Source organism: Cedecea neteri (assembly GCF_000758325.1).
GTDB classification, from domain to species: Bacteria; Pseudomonadota; Gammaproteobacteria; order Enterobacterales; family Enterobacteriaceae; genus Cedecea; species Cedecea neteri_B.
Window position 1 is genome coordinate 1,084,835 of sequence record NZ_CP009459.1, and the last position, 13,960, is coordinate 1,098,794.

A 13,960-nucleotide genomic window follows, 5' to 3' on the forward strand; every position below is an offset into this window, starting at 1 on the left:
CTTAAGACTGCAAGACGTCTGCAAGGCGTTCAAGACGGCCGCGTACGCTACCGTCAATGACCATATCACCCGACTGGATGATAACGCCCGCCATAACAGACTTATCGATTTTGCAATTCAGCTTAACTTTGCGTGACAGACGTTTTTCCATTGCGGACGTAATGTTTGCAAGCTGTTCATGGCTAAGTTCAGCCGCGGAGGTTACCTGAACCTCTGCAATCGCTTCACTCAGCGCGCGTAAATGCGCGAACTGCTCAAGAACATCCGGGAGCGCTTTTAAACGACCGTTATCAGCCATCACCTTAATCAGGTTCTGGCCGTTGGCGTCCAGCTGCTCGCCGCAAATGGCGATGAACGAATCTGCGAGCGTTTCTGGTGCCAGTGCACCGGAAAGAAGCTCTTCCATTTGTTCGTTTTTCGTCACCTCGGCAGCAAACGCCAGCATGTTCTGCCAGCGGTCTACGCTCTGGTGTTCGACGGCAAAGTCAAAAGCTGCTTTGGCGTAGGGGCGAGCTACAGTAACAAATTCAGACATCAGCCCCTCCCTCCTTACAGTTCAGCGACCAGTTTATCGACGATGTCGCTGTTAGCAGCTTCATCTACGGAACGTTCGATTATCTTCTCGGCACCGGCAATTGCCAGCAGAGCGACCTGCTTACGCAGCTCTTCACGAGCGCGTTTACGCTCAGCGTCGATTTCTGCCTGAGCCTGTCCAACGATTTTATTACGTTCCTGCTCTGCCTCAGTTTTCGCTTCATCAAGGATCTGGGCACGGCGTTTGTTCGCCTGCTCAATGATCACCTGAGCTTCCGCTTTGGCTTTTTTCAGCTGGTCGGTCGCGTTGGCCTGTGCAAGGTCAAGGTCCTTTTGAGCACGTTCTGCAGAAGCAAGACCGTCAGCAATTTCTTTCTGACGCTTCTCGATGGCTGCCATTAACGGCGGCCATACGTACTTCATGCAGAACAGAACAAACAGGACAAACGCGATGGCCTGGCCGAGGATTGTTGCGTTAATGTTCACAGCACAATGCCTCTTTGTTAGTTAACGTTCTGATATTACTAGATGACTCAAACATCGCTCACTAGGCGACGGCGAACATCACGTACAGACCCAGACCAACAGCGATCATTGGGATTGCATCCACCAGACCCATAACGATAAAGAACTGAGTACGCAGCAGTGGAATCAGATCTGGTTGGCGTGCAGCGCCTTCCAGGAATTTGCCCCCGAGGATGCCGATACCGATCGCAGCACCGATTGCCGCCAGACCCATCATCACAGCGGCAGCCATGTACAGCAGATCCATATTCAGGTTTTCCATGACAGTCTCCAAGTTTGTTTCAGTTAAACGCAGTAGTGGTAAGTAAATTAATGTTCTTCAGACGCCATCGACAGATAGACGATCGTCAGAACCATGAAGATGAAGGCTTGCAGCGTAATAATCAGGATGTGGAAAATGGCCCACGGCACATTCAGAATCCACTGTGACCACCACGGCAACAGACCTGCAATCAGAATGAAAATCAGCTCACCGGCATACATGTTGCCGAACAGTCGCAGACCCAGTGATACAGGTTTGGACAGCAGGCTTACCCCTTCAAGGATTAAGTTGACAGGAATAAATGCCCAGTGATTGAACGGCTGCAGCGTCAGCTCTTTCGTGAAGCCGCCAATGCCTTTCATTTTGATGCTGTAGAACAGAATGAGGATAAACACGCCCAGCGCCATAGACAGGGTGATATTCACGTCCGCAGACGGCACCACGCGCAGGGCTGGCAGGCCAAAGATGTGCTCACCAATATATGGCAGCAGATCGATAGGCAGAAGATCCATCAAGTTCATCAGGAAGACCCAGACGAAAATCGTCAGGGCGAGTGGAGCGATAACCTTGCTTTTGCCATGGTACATGTCTTTCACACTGCCATGCACAAAGCCGATGATCAGCTCTACAAAAGTCTGGAATTTACCCGGGACGCCGCTGGTTGCGGTTTTTGCCACTTTACGGAACAACACCAGGAACACCAGCCCCAGAAATACTGAGAAGAACATGGAGTCGATGTTGAGCGTCCAGAAGGTAGCCGGGGGGTTATGCGGATCCACCAGCGAGAAAGTACGCAGGTCCAACTGAAGGTTATTCAGGTGGTGACCTATATACTCCTGCGGTGTAGAGATTTCTCCTGCAGACATGATGCCTCTTACCCTTTGTTGTTAATTACAGCTGGTGCGAGTATCTGCACAACCAGCACCGAAACCCACGTCACTATTAGCGGCAATACCACCGCCTTAAAGTACGCCAGCGCCACCACTAAAATGATGAAGGTCGCAATCACCTTCAGTACTTCGCCGAAGGCGAATGTCCAGGCCACGCGGCCTTTTGAGGGTGTATGCGCCTGATGGCGCCAGGCAAAAATCATAAACAGCACGTTTGGCAGCCAAACCGCCAGGCCTCCGCCGAGAGCGGAAACGCCCCAAGAAGGCGCTTTAAGGCAAAACAGCAGTCCAATTGCTACTACAGCCAGAAGTTGGATGAACAGAAGCTTGCGGGCTACGTTCTTACTCAAGAGCGACACAGACATGACGTTTCCTAACTCCTGCTACCTATGAGGTATGTCGCGTGTCGTATAAAACTGTCTTTGCGACGCTGAGTCAAGCCTCAAAAAGCGAGCAAATTATACGGTGCGGCCCAGTGATTTCAAACAATAAGTAGCGAAAAGGTGAACAAATGTTTAATTAATTTTCCGCAGAGCCATTTTCTGACTTTTGATGAATCGCATCGGCTTCGTCAAAAAGTGCAAATAAGCCGAAATCCCCGACAGCAAAGCGTGCACACGATCACAAATTAAACATCTAATCGCCAGGTGTTATTTTGCAGCCTAAGAAAGCTCTAATTACATATGATTGATAATTAAGCTGATTAATGCGCACTCTGTTTAAAACAACCTGAAACACCATAAAAACCTTTCATTGACATTCCAGTTAAACTTTTAACATTCGAAAACGGCCATTCTTCGGCGTAATTTTAGCCGGATGATATTTTCAAATAAAATTATTACTCTGGTAACCAATCAGTCCGAGGTTAAAAGCAGGATAAATCCGAGTTAAAGATTGGTTAAATGTAACCAAGCATTTCATCGGTAACCCCCTCGCTTTTTAACCTCAGCGAAACATTTCAATCGCGCCGTTTTTTGATAAAGATTAAGTTTTGTTTGCCTTAATCAGCACCAAATGTCTCTCCCCTTCCAGGCTAGGCACGTTGAGTTTGACGATATCTTCCACAGTGAAGCCCGCAGGTAGCTCGGTAATTTCTTCATCCGGACGTACCCCTTTCAACGCATAGAACTTCCCGTGCGCGGCAGGCAGATGGTGACACCAGTTCACCATGTCGCTTAGCGAGGCAAATGCCCGACTGATCACGCCGTCAAAAGGGGGTTCCGCCGGGAAATCTTCCACGCGGCTCTGTACCGGAGTAATGTTTTCCAGCTTCAGCTCATGCTGGACTTGCCGCAGGAACCGCACACGCTTGCCGAGGCTGTCCAACAGAGTGAAATGCGAATCAGGGCGCACGATAGCCAGCGGAATGCCAGGCAGACCAGGGCCAGTGCCGACATCGATGAACCTGCTTCCCTGCAAATGCGGTTCGACCACAATGCTGTCCAGAATATGCCGCACCAGCATTTCATCAGGATTACGCACCGAAGTCAGGTTGTAGGCTTTGTTCCATTTGTCTAGCAGCGAGACATAGCCCACCAGCTGCTGTTGTTGATGTTCTGGCAGGGTGATGCCGGCGTCTTTCAGCAGGCGAGATAATTTAGTCAGCACGTCGTAAACCCATCAAAAAAAGAGGCCAGGATTGCCTGGCCCGTTGTCGTCTGTTTTTAAGCGCTGCGTCGCAGCAGCCCTTGTTTTTTAAGCCAGACAAGCAAAATAGAGATTGCCGCAGGGGTAATCCCGGAAATGCGCGATGCCTGGCCAATGGAAACCGGTTTATGATCGTTAAGTTTGGCGATCACTTCGTTAGAAAGCCCACTCACCTGACTATAGTCGAGCGTAGCCGGCAGCAAAGTATTCTCGTTACGCTGCTGTTTTTCAATCTCATCCTGCTGGCGTGCGATGTAGCCTTCGTATTTAACCTGGATCTCGACCTGTTCGGCAGCCTGAGGATCTTCCAGTCCAGGCGCAAAGGTCGACAGCTGTGTCATCGCCGCGTAGGTCATTTCTGGACGACGCAGCAGATCTTCGCCGTTAGCTTCTTTGGAAAGCGGCGCACTGAGCTGTGCGTTTACCTCTGCCACCTGCTCAGAATGCGGGTGCAGCCAGATATCTTTCAGGCGCTGACGCTCACGTTCGATCATTTCAAGTTTGTCGTTGAAGCGAGCCCAGCGAGCATCATCCACCAGACCCAGCTCACGGCCAGCCTCGGTGAGACGCAGGTCGGCGTTGTCTTCACGCAGCATCAGGCGATATTCAGCCCGAGAAGTGAACATGCGGTACGGTTCTTTGGTCCCCAGAGTGCACAGGTCATCAACCAGCACGCCAAGGTAAGCCTGATCGCGACGCGGCGCCCACCCCTCTTTCTCGGCAGAGAAACGCGCGGCATTGAGACCGGCAAGCAGACCCTGAGCAGCGGCTTCTTCGTAACCGGTGGTGCCGTTAATCTGACCAGCAAAGAACAGCCCCTGGATAAACTTGCTTTCCAGCGTTGGTTTCAGATCGCGCGGATCGAAGAAGTCATATTCAATCGCGTAACCTGGGCGAACGATCTTCGCATTCTCCATTCCCTTCATCGAACGAACTATTTGCATCTGAACGTCAAATGGCAGGCTGGTGGAGATCCCGTTCGGGTAAACCTCGTTGCTGGTCAGCCCTTCAGGCTCCAGGAAGATTTGGTGCGCGTTGCGATCGGCAAAACGCATCACTTTGTCTTCGATAGACGGGCAGTAACGAGGACCAATGCCTTCGATAATCCCTGCATACATTGGACTGCGGTCGAGGTTATTACGAATGACCTCGTGAGTTTGCTCATTGGTATGCGTGATGTAGCAAGGTACCTGCTCAGGGTGCTGGCTCACATTCCCCATGAAGGAGAAGACCGGCATCGGGTTATCCCCGTGTTGCGGAGCAAGTACGCTGAAATCAATGGTGCGGGCGTCAATGCGCGGAGGAGTCCCCGTTTTCAGACGGCTGACACGCAGCGGCAGCTCACGTAAGCGACGTGAGAGCGGGATCGACGGAGGATCGCCAGCACGACCACCGCTGTAGTTATCCAACCCGATGTGGATCTTCCCATCGAGGAAGGTTCCTACGGTAAGCACAACCGCTTTCGCACGGAATTTGAGACCCATTTGGGTCACTGCGCCGACGACACGATCGTTCTCAACGATAAGATCTTCAACCGCCTGCTGGAAAATCATCAGGTTTGGCTGATTCTCGAGCGCGGTGCGCACGGCCTGCCGGTAAAGTACACGGTCTGCCTGCGCACGAGTGGCGCGGACTGCCGGGCCTTTGCTGGCGTTTAGTATTCTAAACTGAATACCTGCATGATCGATAGCAGTAGCCATCAGGCCACCGAGAGCATCCACTTCCTTAACCAAATGTCCCTTGCCAATACCGCCGATAGCCGGGTTACAGGACATCTGTCCCAGCGTGTCGATATTGTGTGTCAGAAGCAGGGTCTGTTGACCCATACGAGCTGCGGCCATGGCCGCCTCTGTGCCTGCATGACCCCCGCCGATGATAATGACGTCAAAAGGATCTGGATAAAACATGGTAACTGCCTCGGTTTCGCGAATGAGGGTTTGTGACTTCCCGGGCTGGGGATTCTACTCAACTTTAGTCTTTCGAGAAAGCATCGGGATCTTCGGTTATTAAAAGAAGATCTTTTTTATTTAAAGATCTCTTTATTGTGATCTCTTATTAGGATCGACCCTCCCTGTGGATAAGCCATTTATCCATTTTAGGATCAACAACCTGGAAAGGATCGTTTGCTGTGTACTACCAGTGATCCCAGACCGTATAAGCTGGGATCAGAATTGAGGTTTATGCACAACTCAAAAAGTGAACAACGGTTGTTATTGGGATAACTACGGGTTAATCCAAGCTTTTAACCAGAGTTATCCACATCTAATCGCGCAATATTTACACTTCAGGGAGTAAATTAATCCAGGAACCTACCCAAATTTCGGCTGGATCCTCAGGAATGTCGTGATCGAGGATGTTAATTTTGAGCAAGGATCCTATGCGGGTCGCACCACATTCGGTCAGAAGCAGATCGATCTTCTCTATGGCACCGCAAAACGTGTCGTATTCACGGCTGCCGATCCCGATCGCGCCATAGGTTACGTCGCTCAGATCCGGGCGCTGTTCATTTATAGCGTCATAGAAAGGCTGCAGGTTGTCCGGCAGATCGCCAGCACCATGCGTGGAAGAGACCACCAGCCAGATACCGCTGGCTTTCAGATCCTCTAAAAGAGGGCCATGTAGCATTTCAGTGCCGTGTCCCGCTTCTTCAAGCTTCTCTGCCAGATGTTCTGCTACATATTCGGCACTGCCCAGAGTACTGCCGCTAATCAGAGTGATATCAGCCATTGTGTCCCGCCTTTTCAAATCGTCGCGTATTGTACGCTGTGAAAGAGCGGGGATCTACCTGTGGATAATATGGGTATTAAAATTAACGATCAGGGCCGGATAGTACGCATGATCGGGTTCTGGAGCGAGATCAGCGTTTCAGTGGACTGAATTTCATCGATTGTTTGGATCTTGTTGATAAGTACCTGCTGGAGTGCATCAATGGATCGACACATCACCTTAATAAAGATGCTGTAGTGGCCGGTGGTGTAGTAAGCCTCGGTCACCTCATCCAGGTTTTCCAGCTTGGTCAGGGCGGAGGGATAATCTTTGGCGCTTTTCAGAATAATGCCGATAAAGCAGCAAACATCGTAGCCGAGCTGCTTCGGGCTGATGTCGATGCGCGCGCCGGTAATGATCCCCGCCTGCTTCATCTTTTCTACGCGAACGTGAATGGTGCCCGGGCTGACGCCAAACTGTTTGGCCAATTCTGCATATGCGGTGCGGGCATTGGCCATTAATGCTTCGAGTATGCCGCGATCGAGATTGTCGATCTGATAATTATCCATCACTTTTTCCTATGATAAATGCCGATTTTCCATTTTTTATAGCCTTAAATTCGTCGATTAAAAAGAGGCTGGCCTTTTTTATTGTTGATTATTGAATACGGTGACGTTTCTGTTGCTTAATCGATGGCAGAAACACCACAACAAAGAGAAAAGCCATGAAAACCGCCTGGATTGCTAAACAACGTCAGATCAGTTTTGTGAAAACCCATTTTTCCCGTCAGCTGGAAGAGAAGCTGGGCCTGATAGAAGTACAGGCGCCGATCCTCAGCCGCGTGGGGGATGGAACACAGGACAACCTTTCTGGCTGCGAGAAAGCAGTGCAGGTTAAGGTAAAAACCTTGCCGCAGGCGCAGTTTGAAGTGGTGCATTCGCTGGCCAAATGGAAAAGAAAAACGCTCGGCCAGCACGACTTCAGCGCGGGCGAAGGGCTTTACACGCACATGAAAGCCCTTCGCCCCGATGAAGACCGTTTATCCCCAATTCACTCGGTCTATGTCGATCAGTGGGACTGGGAACGCGTGATGGGTGACGGCGAACGTCACACCGGCACGCTAAAACAAACCGTAGAGAGCATCTGGGCGGCCATTAAGGCTACCGAGGCGGAAGTGAGTGAACGGTTTGGCCTGGCCGCTTTGCTGCCGGAGAAAATCCATTTTGTTCACAGCGAAACGTTATTGCAGCGTTTCCCTGGTCTGGACGCGAAAGGACGCGAGCGGGCTATCGCTAAGGAGCTTGGTGCGGTCTTCTTAATCGGTATCGGGGGCAAGCTGTCGGACGGAAAGCGTCACGACGTTCGCGCCCCGGATTATGATGACTGGTCAACGGGCGGGGAAGCCGGTTTACCGGGGCTGAACGGCGATATCCTGGTCTGGAACCCGGTGCTGGAAGATGCCCTGGAGCTTTCTTCTATGGGGATCCGCGTGGATGCGGAAACCCTGAAGCGTCAGCTGGCGATCACCGGAGATGAAGACAGGCTCCAGCTCGAATGGCACCAGTCGCTGGTGAAAGGTGAAATGCCGCAAACCATTGGCGGCGGCATTGGCCAGTCCCGCCTGACGATGCTGTTGCTTCAACTGCCGCATATCGGGCAGGTTCAGTGCGGCGTCTGGTCGCCAGAAGTGCAGGCTAATGTTAGCGATCTGTTATAAGCCTTAGCGCCGCCAGCGACGTAGCAGGCGGCTTCTCATCCCGGTGTCAAAGCGCCAGATATGGTCAAAAATGCGCATGATGCCGGGCTTTCCGTGTCCCGACATGGCGACGGCGTGAAAGCGATTCTGATACTGCCGCTGCAGCGCCTTCACGCTACTGACGACATCGTCTGGCAGACGCTGGGCGATAAAATCTGAGATCACTACCGCATCGGCATCGTGCCAGTCTCCGGTTTGCATTTTTTCCAGGATCGAGCGAAAACAGCTGGCAAGATCCGTCCCGCCGCTGAAGTGCTGGCTTAAAAAACGGATCGCCTGATCGATGCCGTCCCGCCCGCTAACCTCATAGCGCACCACTTCGCTGGAAAACAGCATAATAAAGCAGCGCCGGTTATCGGCGAGGGCAATGCGCATCAGCGCCAGGCAAAAGGCCTTGGCGCATTGTTCGTTGAACCCGCCCATTGAGCCGGAAGTGTCCACGCAGACAATAAATGGCCCGCGAGGCTGTTCGTCAAAATCCTGGTGGGCGACCGGGCGTTCGATGACTTTTTCACGCCATGCGTCACCGTGCAGGCGGTAAGTGAGCAGTTGCTTCTCCACCAGGCGGCGGTAGAACTCAAATTCCAGCTCTGTAATGCCCAGGGTTGCCAGCTCAGGCGGCAGCAGGCGCAGGATATCGTCGCTGCGCTGCAGGCCATCAACCTGTTCGGGCACGGTGGCAGGTTCCCGAACCAGCATACGCCAGGGTTCCGTGGGGGAATCTTTCCGTGGGACTGATTTTGCCTCGCGGGAGCGGCCCAGCTGTTCGGCAAGCTGCATCAGCTCCGGCTGGCCGGTAAGAAACTCGCCGTATTGTACAATCAGCTGATAATCCCCGCGCTTGAGCGTACCGCCGCTCATGTCCCACAGCTTGCCCGCTGCTTTATCGTTTTCGGCAAGAGCCGGATCCAGTTGCCCACTAAGCGCCAGCCGTTCCTGAATCTCCGCCAGCAGCTTGTCGCGCTCGTCTTCTAACAGCTGTTGGTTAAGTGATGTGGCCTGTACTACCAGGCTCAAGCGCCAGCGCTGCAGAAACAGCGTATGCTGCGCCGGGGTGAAGTGCGGGTTATCGGCCACCAGCGTTTTGGCCTGTTCATAGAACGGCGAGCCGAGCTTATGCAGCAGTTGGATTATTTCCGGCAGCCGCATGATGAGCTGCCCGGTGGTAAGTAACTGGCTCTGCTGGTAGCAAAGAACTTCCTGCGCCAGCTCATCCGGGACGTGCCCGTCCTTCAGGCGGCCTTTGAGCTGGTCTCGCCAGCGAGGTAAGTCTTCACTAACTGCTTTTTTCAAACGCGGGAATTTTTCGAAAAACACCGCCAGCTGCGGGGCAGCCAGCAGGGTAATAATGATCTCTTCTATCAGTTCGCCTTCACCAATAGCCAGGATCATATCCAGCGTTTCAACGCTTATCATTGCCGGGCCTGTTTCAGCTGCGCCGCGACGTCCTGCAGGCTGGCTTCAATTTTTCCCAGCCAGTCGCTTTCAATAAACAGGCATTTTTGCTGATCGTTAAAACGCTCGTGCTGCTGGTGTAACGCGGCATCGAGATCGTCAAACTGCTTTTTGATCTCATCCGGTACGCCCTGCTGCTGGTGGCCCGGTAGTGCCAGCCGCGTGGCCTGAAGGCTGACATCGCGAATAGTCAGGTGCAGGCCGTTGTCCACTTCAAGGTTAAGCAGCTGTGCAAAGCCAATGCCGTTCAGCTTGCCGCGGATCTCGCCTCCTTTATTAAGCCACTGCGCCAGCGCCTCACGCGCCAGGGTGATATGAATCACTTCGATATCGTGCAGCTTCAGCGGCTTTTGCAGTAAAAGCGTCAGCGTTTCGCCGGTTATCTCATCCGGCAGTTGGTACTGCGGTTTGCGGCTGAACATGCCGGTCTGCTTGAGGACGGTAAAAGCATCCCGGTCACTACTTTGCTGCTGGAGTTGAAGGTGGCGCTGCACGATGGCGCTGAGTTTGCTCAGAATGGCCTGCTGCTGCCACGCGTGCCCGGTCATCAAAACTTCAATCTGCTGCTGCATTAAATTCATGGTCGCCGTGTCGTGCCACAGGCAGTCTTTGAGCAGGATAAGATCGATAGGCGCCACGGCATCGCGGCCGTTAAAGAAGGCGCTGGCCTGCAGCAGACGAATGGCTTTTTTCCAGCGGCGGTCGGAAACATAAGGCGCCCCCGGCGTGGCCTCAAGCAGCTGCCTCAGGGTGAAGATCAGTTCAAAAACGTCGTCCGGCAGCGCAACACCGCCAATTTGCTGCTGCCAGGTGAAATATTCTTCATCTGTAACCTGCAGGTTTTCGGTGACCGGATTAAAGTTTTCGTCGTGCTGGCTGATGAGCATTGAGCGGAAATTCGCTTTGTCCTGCACCTTGTCGAGCCAAAGGCGGATCAGCATGCGGTCATACAGTGCTTCCAGGCTGCTGTCCGCTTCGGGCAGCTCGTTGGAGGCGGCCACCAGCAGGCGCATAGGGATTTTTTCTTCGCTGGCGCCGTTGCGGAAGCGGCGTTCGTTAATGGCGGTCAGCAGGGTGTTGAGAATTGCCGGGCCGGCTTTCCAGATCTCATCCAGAAACACGATTTCGGCTTCCGGCAGGTAGCCGGCGGTCAGGCGCTCATAGCGGCCTTCATCTTTTAGCGCCTGAATAGAAAGCGGGCCAAAAACTTCTTCTGGCGTTGAGAAGCGAGTCATTAGATATTCAAAGGCGCGCGCTTCGCGAAAGGCAAATTTAAGGCGGCGAGCGATCAGGCTTTTTGCAATGCCTGGCGGGCCAAGTAAAAAGACGCTTTCGCCGCTCAGTGCCGCCAGCAAGCAGAGACGAACGGCGTGCTGACGTTCAAAAAGTCCCTTTTCCAGCGCCTGGCTGAGACGAGAAATTCTTTCAGCCAGCAAATGTGATTGAGCCATAATTAGCTTTGCATCCTTACGCGGTTAACCCTGTGGAGAAACGCGAGTATAGCGTTTATTTTTAGCCAGTTAATGTGCTGATTATGCCGCATGCAACGTTTGAGCTGAGATAAGTCAAATGCATTTAGGAGTACGATTTACACAATTATCGTGCATACTGTGCGCCGTTTTGTGGGCCAAGGGACTAAGCACACGTTTTCGGGATTCCAACAAAAGATTAGTCTATGAGCGCTGATAATAAACAATCGTTGCCGGCCGTTACGCTGGCTGCTATCGGGGTTGTGTACGGTGATATTGGTACCAGCCCGCTTTATACCCTTCGTGAATGTCTGTCCGGGCAGTTTGGGTTTGGCGTTGAACGCGACGCCGTGTTTGGCTTTTTGTCGTTAATTTTTTGGCTGTTGGTACTGGTCGTCTCCATCAAATATCTCACCTTCGTGATGCGGGCGGATAACGCCGGGGAAGGCGGGATCTTAACGCTGATGTCGCTTGCCGGGCGTAATACGACGGCGCGAATGACCTCTGTACTGGTGATCATGGGGTTGATTGGCGGCAGCTTCTTCTACGGCGAGGTGGTTATCACGCCGGCGATATCGGTGATGTCGGCCATAGAGGGCCTTGAGATAGCCGCGCCGCAGCTCGATCAGTACATTGTCCCCCTTTCTATTATTGTTCTGACGCTGCTGTTTATGATTCAAAAACACGGCACCGGCATCGTGGGCAAGCTGTTCGCGCCTGTTATGCTGCTGTGGTTCCTGACGCTAGCTGTACTGGGGGCGCGCAGTATTATCGGCAACCCGGAAGTTCTGCAGGCGCTTAACCCGGCCTGGGCGGTGAATTTCTTCGTGCAATATAAAGCCGTGTCGTTCGTTGCGCTCGGGGCGGTTGTGCTGGCTATCACCGGCGTTGAAGCGCTGTATGCCGATATGGGGCACTTTGGTAAGCTCCCTATTCGTATCGCATGGTTTATTGCGGTTCTGCCGTCATTAGTCCTTAACTATTTTGGTCAGGGCGCGCTGCTGTTAAAGAACCCGGAAGCGATTAAAAACCCGTTCTTCCTGCTGGCACCTGACTGGGCGCTGATCCCGCTCCTGGTTCTGGCGACGCTGGCAACGGTGATTGCCTCTCAGGCCGTGATTTCCGGCGTATTCTCGCTGACGCGTCAGGCGGTTCGCCTGGGTTATCTCTCGCCGATGCGCATCATCCATACTTCGGAAATGGAATCCGGGCAGATTTACATTCCAGCGATTAACTGGATTCTGTATATCGCCGTGGTGATCGTCATCGTTAGCTTCGAACATTCAAGTAACCTGGCGGCGGCATACGGGATCGCAGTAACCGGCACGATGGTGCTGACCTCGATTCTCTGCTGTACCGTCGCGCGCAAAAACTGGCACTGGAATAAAATTGCTGTGCTCCTGATGTGCGTGGGCTTCCTGTTTATCGACGTGCCGCTGTTCTCTGCTAACCTCGAGAAAATCGTCTCCGGCGGCTGGCTGCCGCTCACGCTGGGGCTTGTCATGTTTACCATCATGACGACGTGGAAGAGCGAGCGTTTCCGCCTGCTGCGCCGCATGCACGAGCACGGTAACTCTCTCGAAGCGATGATTGCGTCCCTTGAGAAGTCTCCGCCTGTTCGCGTGCCTGGCACAGCGGTTTATATGTCCCGCGCGTTGAACGTGATCCCGTTTGCTATGCTGCATAACCTCAAGCACAACAAAGTGTTACATGAACGAGTCGTTCTGCTGACGCTGCGCACCGAAGACGCCCCATACGTTCACAACGTTAAGCGCGTTTCTATTGAGCAGCTGTCGCCCACCTTCTGGCGCGTGGTGGCCAGCTACGGCTGGCGTGAAACGCCGAACGTGGAAGAGATTTTCCACCGCTGCGGTCTGGAAGGCCTGAGCTGCCGGATGATGGAAACCTCGTTCTTCATGTCGCATGAGTCGCTGATTATCGGTAAGCGTCCTTGGTACCTTCGCCTGCGCGGCAAGCTGTTCCTCGCCCTGCAGCGAAATGCGCTACGCGCGCCTGATCAGTTTGAGATCCCGCCGAACAGGGTTATCGAACTGGGCACCCAGGTCGAGATTTAAGTCAGCCAGTCTTTACTGGCCTGATGCCCTCACCCCGGCCCTCTCCCACAGGGAGAGGGAATAAACATTAAAAACGGCAACCATAGTTGCCGTTTTACTTTTGCTGTCGAAACGTTTCGATGTTGATCACACTTCTTTAACCTGGTGGTTGTTTAACCGTCACCTCTTTTCCTACACTCATTATCAGCGAAACGTTTCGCTAGTGGAGCAGGAAAATGAAGAAAGGTACCGTTCTTAACGCTGATATTTCGGCCGTTATCTCCCGCCTGGGGCACACCGATACGCTGGTGATTGCCGATGCCGGGCTGCCAATTCCGCGCCATACTCAGCGCATTGATTTGGCATTAACTCACGGCGTTCCGGGCTTTATGCAGGTCGTGGACGTGGTAACGCAGGAAATGCAGGTTGAGGCGGCAATCATTGCTTCTGAAATCAAACAACATAATCCCGCACTTCACGAAACGTTGCTCATCCATATTGAGCAACTGCAAAAACACCAGGGAAACACCATAACTATTCGTTACATCAGCCATGAGCAGTTCAAGCAGCACACCGCGGATGCACATGCGGTTATTCGCAGCGGGGAGTGCTCCCCGTATGCGAATATCATTCTCTGTGCCGGCGTAACCTTCTGAGGAGGT

14 protein-coding genes are annotated in these 13,960 nt (G+C 52.8%); 3 read left to right on the forward strand and 11 right to left on the reverse strand.

Annotated elements, in window-relative coordinates; all coding sequences use genetic code 11:
* Position 1: 1 nt before the first annotated feature.
* The 9 genes from atpH to asnC all read right to left on the reverse strand — a co-directional run bounded on the left by atpH (position 2) and on the right by asnC (position 7,133).
* Positions 2 to 535 carry a F0F1 ATP synthase subunit delta gene (gene atpH / locus LH86_RS05115; protein WP_039299001.1) on the reverse strand — a complete coding sequence of 178 codons (534 nt, stop codon included), beginning with the start codon at positions 533 to 535 and terminating at the stop codon, positions 2 to 4.
* A gap of 14 nt (positions 536 to 549) precedes the next feature.
* Positions 550 to 1,020 carry a F0F1 ATP synthase subunit B gene (atpF, locus tag LH86_RS05120; protein ID WP_008457751.1) on the reverse strand — a complete coding sequence of 157 codons (471 nt, stop codon included), beginning with the start codon at positions 1,018 to 1,020 and terminating at the stop codon, positions 550 to 552.
* Positions 1,021 to 1,081: 61 nt separating this feature from the next.
* On the reverse strand, positions 1,082 to 1,321 hold the full coding sequence (atpE, locus tag LH86_RS05125) for a F0F1 ATP synthase subunit C (protein WP_000429386.1): 240 nt from the start codon (positions 1,319 to 1,321) through the stop codon (positions 1,082 to 1,084).
* Between the two features lie 47 nt (positions 1,322 to 1,368).
* Positions 1,369 to 2,187, reverse strand: a complete 819-nt coding sequence (atpB, locus tag LH86_RS05130) for a F0F1 ATP synthase subunit A (protein WP_039299003.1) — start codon at positions 2,185 to 2,187, stop codon at positions 1,369 to 1,371.
* Positions 2,188 to 2,195: 8 nt separating this feature from the next.
* Positions 2,196 to 2,576, reverse strand: a complete 381-nt coding sequence (gene atpI, locus LH86_RS05135; protein ID WP_039299013.1) for a F0F1 ATP synthase subunit I — start codon at positions 2,574 to 2,576, stop codon at positions 2,196 to 2,198.
* 619 nt (positions 2,577 to 3,195) lie between these two features.
* A complete protein-coding gene (rsmG, locus tag LH86_RS05140; RefSeq protein WP_039289099.1) occupies positions 3,196 to 3,819 on the reverse strand; it encodes a 16S rRNA (guanine(527)-N(7))-methyltransferase RsmG in 624 nt (207 codons plus the stop codon).
* Between the two features lie 56 nt (positions 3,820 to 3,875).
* Positions 3,876 to 5,765 (reverse strand): tRNA uridine-5-carboxymethylaminomethyl(34) synthesis enzyme MnmG, encoded by a 1,890-nt coding sequence (mnmG, locus tag LH86_RS05145; RefSeq protein WP_039299017.1) that lies wholly within the window; start codon positions 5,763 to 5,765, stop codon positions 3,876 to 3,878.
* A 370-nt stretch (positions 5,766 to 6,135) separates the two neighbouring features.
* Positions 6,136 to 6,585 carry an FMN-binding protein MioC gene (gene mioC, locus LH86_RS05150; protein ID WP_039299026.1) on the reverse strand — a complete coding sequence of 150 codons (450 nt, stop codon included), beginning with the start codon at positions 6,583 to 6,585 and terminating at the stop codon, positions 6,136 to 6,138.
* Between the two features lie 89 nt (positions 6,586 to 6,674).
* On the reverse strand, positions 6,675 to 7,133 hold the full coding sequence (gene asnC, locus LH86_RS05155) for a transcriptional regulator AsnC (RefSeq protein WP_008457765.1): 459 nt from the start codon (positions 7,131 to 7,133) through the stop codon (positions 6,675 to 6,677).
* Positions 7,134 to 7,288: 155 nt separating this feature from the next.
* Between asnC and asnA the strand changes: the two genes are divergently transcribed.
* On the forward strand, positions 7,289 to 8,281 hold the full coding sequence (gene asnA, locus LH86_RS05160) for an aspartate--ammonia ligase (protein ID WP_039299027.1): 993 nt from the start codon (positions 7,289 to 7,291) through the stop codon (positions 8,279 to 8,281).
* 3 nt (positions 8,282 to 8,284) lie between these two features.
* Here asnA and viaA read toward each other — a convergent pair whose 3' ends face one another.
* Positions 8,285 to 9,736, reverse strand: a complete 1,452-nt coding sequence (viaA, locus tag LH86_RS05165) for an ATPase RavA stimulator ViaA (RefSeq protein ID WP_039299029.1) — start codon at positions 9,734 to 9,736, stop codon at positions 8,285 to 8,287.
* Complete coding sequence (ravA, locus tag LH86_RS05170) at positions 9,733 to 11,226, reverse strand: ATPase RavA (RefSeq protein ID WP_039299031.1); 1,494 nt, start codon at positions 11,224 to 11,226, stop codon at positions 9,733 to 9,735. Before ravA ends, viaA begins: the two co-directional genes overlap by 4 nt.
* Positions 11,227 to 11,450: 224 nt before the next feature.
* Here ravA and kup point away from each other — a divergent pair, with 224 nt between their 5' ends.
* Both kup and rbsD read left to right on the forward strand, forming a co-directional pair.
* Positions 11,451 to 13,319 (forward strand): low affinity potassium transporter Kup, encoded by a 1,869-nt coding sequence (gene kup / locus LH86_RS05175; protein WP_039289105.1) that lies wholly within the window; start codon positions 11,451 to 11,453, stop codon positions 13,317 to 13,319.
* 215 nt (positions 13,320 to 13,534) lie between these two features.
* Positions 13,535 to 13,954, forward strand: coding sequence for a D-ribose pyranase (gene rbsD / locus LH86_RS05180; protein WP_039299032.1), 420 nt, complete (start codon positions 13,535 to 13,537; stop codon positions 13,952 to 13,954).
* Positions 13,955 to 13,960 lie beyond the last annotated feature (6 nt).